The organism is Candidatus Bandiella numerosa, from assembly GCF_021811875.1.
Taxonomy (GTDB): domain Bacteria; phylum Pseudomonadota; class Alphaproteobacteria; order Rickettsiales; family Midichloriaceae; genus Aquirickettsia; species Aquirickettsia numerosa_A.
Genome location: NZ_JAJBJD010000096.1, coordinates 1 through 4,226 on the forward strand (window position 1 = coordinate 1; position 4,226 = coordinate 4,226).

General features: G+C 30.9%; 4 protein-coding genes. 2 read left to right on the plus strand and 2 right to left on the minus strand.

Going from position 1 to position 4,226, the window contains the following annotated elements:
* Positions 1-284: 284 nt before the first annotated feature.
* Entirely contained in the window at positions 285-1,247 is a 963-nt protein-coding gene (locus L8D11_RS03855) for an NAD(P)H-dependent glycerol-3-phosphate dehydrogenase (RefSeq protein WP_236870358.1), read from the minus strand.
* Positions 1,240-3,039, minus strand: coding sequence for a single-stranded-DNA-specific exonuclease RecJ (gene recJ / locus L8D11_RS03860; protein WP_236870359.1), 1,800 nt, complete (start codon positions 3,037-3,039; stop codon positions 1,240-1,242). Before recJ ends, L8D11_RS03855 begins: the two co-directional genes overlap by 8 nt.
* A gap of 80 nt (positions 3,040-3,119) precedes the next feature.
* Here recJ and truA point away from each other — a divergent pair, with 80 nt between their 5' ends.
* Together truA and L8D11_RS03870 are read left to right on the plus strand one after the other, a co-directional pair.
* A complete protein-coding gene (truA, locus tag L8D11_RS03865) occupies positions 3,120-3,860 on the plus strand; it encodes a tRNA pseudouridine(38-40) synthase TruA (protein ID WP_236870360.1) in 741 nt (246 codons plus the stop codon).
* A gap of 181 nt (positions 3,861-4,041) precedes the next feature.
* On the plus strand, positions 4,042-4,226 hold a 185-nt coding region (locus L8D11_RS03870; RefSeq protein WP_236870361.1), incomplete at its 3' end, for a hypothetical protein.

Genomic DNA, 4,226 nt, shown 5'->3' on the forward strand with positions numbered 1-4,226 from the left:
TACTCTTCTCTATACGTTCTTCTGCTTCTCTTACTAAAAATGACATTTTGCCTCCTCTTTCGTATGTACTTATCTTTTCATTCTATCATATATGTTTCTTTCTGCCTATTATGCAATGGTCTTAATTACTTTCTCTGCATTTGCAACATATTATTTCTGACATATACTAACCTTATTTGTGTTATTGTGCATATCATATCAGCTTTCTCAATTGTATGCTATATTTGTTTAGCAATGCCTATATGTTTCTTTCTGCCTATTATGCAATGGTCTTAGATAGCTAATTAAATTACTTTCACGATTTCATTTATCTCTCTATCTAAATATAATACTTCATATACATATTTACATATCGGCATCTCAATACCAAAAGATTTTGCAATTTCATATATTGACTTAGAGGTGTAATAGCCCTCTACAACAACTTCGTTCAAATTTAATTTTTGCTTATTTATTGCGATATTAAAGCCAAAATTTGTATTTCTAGAAGTGAGGCTATACGAGGTTAATAATAGATCACCTAAACCTGCCAATGAATAAATTGTTGCCACATTACCTCCTAATGACTTAACCAACCTCTCCAATTCATTAAGAGCAAATACAAATAGTGCAGAAATAAAATTTTCTCCCAAATTCAACCCCTTTGCTATTCCTAATGCAATCGCTATAACGTTTTTTACTGCACCACATATTTCAACTCCCATTACATCTGTTGATACTTCGGTCTTAAAATAGGACGTATCCAATATAATTTTTAACTCTTTTAGCAATGTTTCATTTTTAGAAACTATTAATGTCTTAGCAAATTTTTGTTGCGCAATTTCTTTTGCAAAATTAGGGCCAGATAGTACAGCAATATTTGTATTAGGAAAAAATTTTTCACATATTTGTGATGGAAAATTTAAAGTTCTATTTTCTATGCCTTTAGCGCAAATTACAAGATTATCTAATTTAATTTCCATGTTAATATTTTCAAAAAGCTGTTCTAAAGCCTTAACAGGAATTGCAATAATCCCAATACTGACGCATTTAATGCTTTTAAAATTATCAATTGCTATAATATTTTTTGGTAAATCAACGCTCCCTAATTTTGCATAATTAGTATGTTTTTGATTAATTTCATTAATTAACTCTGGATCTCTTAAATATATGAACACTTGCTCAACATTTTGAGAAATAGTTTTTGCCAAAGCCGTTCCCCACGCCCCTCCACCAAAAACTACAACATTATCTACAATCCTACTCATCAAAAGAAAAATCCTCTATTATAAAATCTACTTTATCTTTGTTGAAAAAATTAGGTTGTAAATTTCCAACCAAACTAATTTTTTTGCCAGTGCTTCTTAGCAAAGCACTACCATATTTATTACTAGTACCATTAAATAGCACACACTTTATGCTTTTAGACGAATCATCGTATATGCCATCTTTAATAACGAGCGTTATATGGTTAACTGCCATTGTCCAAACTTTACAAATTATTGCATCAACAATCATAAATTTTGGCTTTTCATTTCCTTGACCAAATGGTTCTGCAATTTTCAAAGCACTCAGTAAATTACTATTCACACTCCCTACTGAAATTAAAGCATCAATTTTTAAAACTTTAGCTTGTTGATAAATCTCTTGATGATTGTTATTTTTTAATATTCTAGCTAGTAAAAATTGATAAAAACTCTCTATTTTTTCCTTCTCAATACTAAAACCTCCAGCCATTTCATGACCACCACCTTCAATTAAGAGTCCCTCTTCCTTCGCTATTGTAATATTTTTTCCTATATCAATTCCCTTAATCGATCTAGCCGACCCTTTGCCTATTCCATCATTTATAGATATGATCAAAGCTGGCTTTTGATATTTTTCTTTTACCTTGCTGGCTAAAATTCCTAAAACCCCATAATGCCAATCTTCACCATATGCCAATATAACACTATTTTCCTCAAAATTATTTTTTCTTATATTAGCTAATACCTGTTCTAAAATTATACTCTCAATACTTTTTCTTTGTTGATTATATTTTTCCAAACTCTTTGCTGAATCATATGCTTCTTGATATGAATTTGTTGATAATAGGACAGAGCCTAAATAACCCTTTCCTACTCTTCCACCTGCGTTGATTCTTGGTCCCAATATATAGCCCAAATGATAAGATTCAGATTTTATATCAATATTGGCACATTCAGCCAGTACTTTTAAACCTAAATTTTGTTTTTTGTTTATTAATCTTAATCCATGTTGCACAAAAGCTCTATTAATACCTGTTAGTGGCATCACATCACATACCGTTCCAAGCGCAACAAGGTCTAAATACTCCATTATATCAGGTTCTGTTATATTTTTTTCCTGAAAATAACCTTTTTGTCTTAAAATACTCCTAATTGCGGTAATAACAAAGAAGACAACTCCAACAGCTGCAATGTCTTTAAATTTAAAATCATCATCTAGCCTATTGGGATTAACAACAGCATATGATTCTGGTAAGTTTTCTTGAGCTATATGGTGATCAATAATAATCACATCTACTCCTCTACCTTGCGCATATTTAATCGGTTCAAATGCTACAGTTCCACAATCAACCGTTATTATTAAATCATTCCCTTGATCTATAAGTTTTTTAAATGCTTCTTTATTAGGTCCGTATCCCTCTTTAAATCTACAGGGTATATATACAGTAGTTTCCAAACCAAGAGCATAAAAAAATCTTTTTAGCACTGCAGAAGAAGTAGCTCCATCAACGTCATAATCTGCATACATCACTATTTTTTCTTTCGCTTTTATTGACTCAACAATTCTATTTGCTGCTTTATCCATATCTCTCATTAAAAATGGATTAGGCATCAAATTTTTAATTTTAGGATATAAAAAATTTTGCACCGATTCAGCATCGTTAATGCCTCTATTTAATAATACTCTAGCAATGATGTCGCTTATGCCAAATTTTTGAACAAAATGTAAAACATCTTTTTCACTTTGCCCCTGTAGTTCCCAATGCAAATTTTTATATGAACTTTTCGTACCATAATTCTTTTCGTTATTCATATATTTTATGCATTTACAAAATATTAGTTTTCAATAAAAATAGCACATAAAAATTTTTAACCAATAAAAAGAAAAAGATCTTGTTAAAATATAAAATTGTAATTGAGTACGAAGGTACAAATTATCATGGTTGGCAAAATCAAAAAGATTTAAAAACCATTCAAGGGGAAATTGAAAAGGCCCTTTCTAAACTAGCTCAAAAAAATATTAATATATATGGAGCTAGTAGAACTGATGCGGGAGTTCATGCATATGGTCAAGTCGCACATTTTCAACTTGAAAAATATTATGAAATTCATGAAATACAAAACGCCATAAATTATTACCTTAAACCAGAAAAAATTTCTATTATCAAAATAGAAAAAGTAGACAAAGAGTTTCATGCAAGATTCTCAAATAAAACAAAGCAATATATATATAAAATTATAAATAGAAAATCTCCTTTAACTTTATACAAAGATCGTGCTTGGCACGTCATGACACCACTTAATATTGCTAATATGATAAAGGCATCGCAATACTTAATTGGAACTTTTGATTTTACTAGTTTTAGGTCAGCTGGGTGCCAGTCACATTCAGCCTTAAAGACGATAAATTCAATAAAATTTGAACAAGGCGATAATGAAATTTCTATAACATTTGATGCAAAATCTTTTCTATATAATCAAATTCGAATTATGGCAGGAACGCTAAAAGATTTTGGCACAAAAGAAATTTGCCCTTCTTATATGTCAAAAATCATAAATGGAAAAAATCGAAAACTTGCTGGTGAAACTGCCCCCAGTTGCGGTTTGTATTTAAATAAAATATCTTATTACTAATATTATACTTATTACCCTATCCAGGTTTATCCATACTACAATTTTTAAAATTAACCAGGGCGAAAAAGAAATTTTTCATCCCAATCAAATTTTTCAACTATAGCTTACCATGTTGAGTGGCTTCTTTAGTTAATTCCTCGAGTGTAGCATCGCTTGATAAATTTGGAGACCCGGAAAATTAATGATTACAGATGAAGGCTCCTGTTTACTTACACCTATCACTATTCCATCAGCTATAGAGAATCGAGTAGAGAGGCGCATTGCAGCACCTCCCTCTCACACCACCGTACAAGCGATGTCGCATAGGGCGGTTTCAGATTTGTGTTTACCAAAAGCAGAGTACATAGAGAAGAGATTAATCTTCTC

Coding starts and splice junctions, on each gene's coding strand:
- L8D11_RS03855 (WP_236870358.1), bottom strand. CDS start 1,247: ATGAGTAGGATTGTAGATAATGTTGTAGTTTTTGGTGGAGGGGCGTGG.
- recJ (WP_236870359.1), bottom strand. CDS start 3,039: ATGAATAACGAAAAGAATTATGGTACGAAAAGTTCATATAAAAATTTG.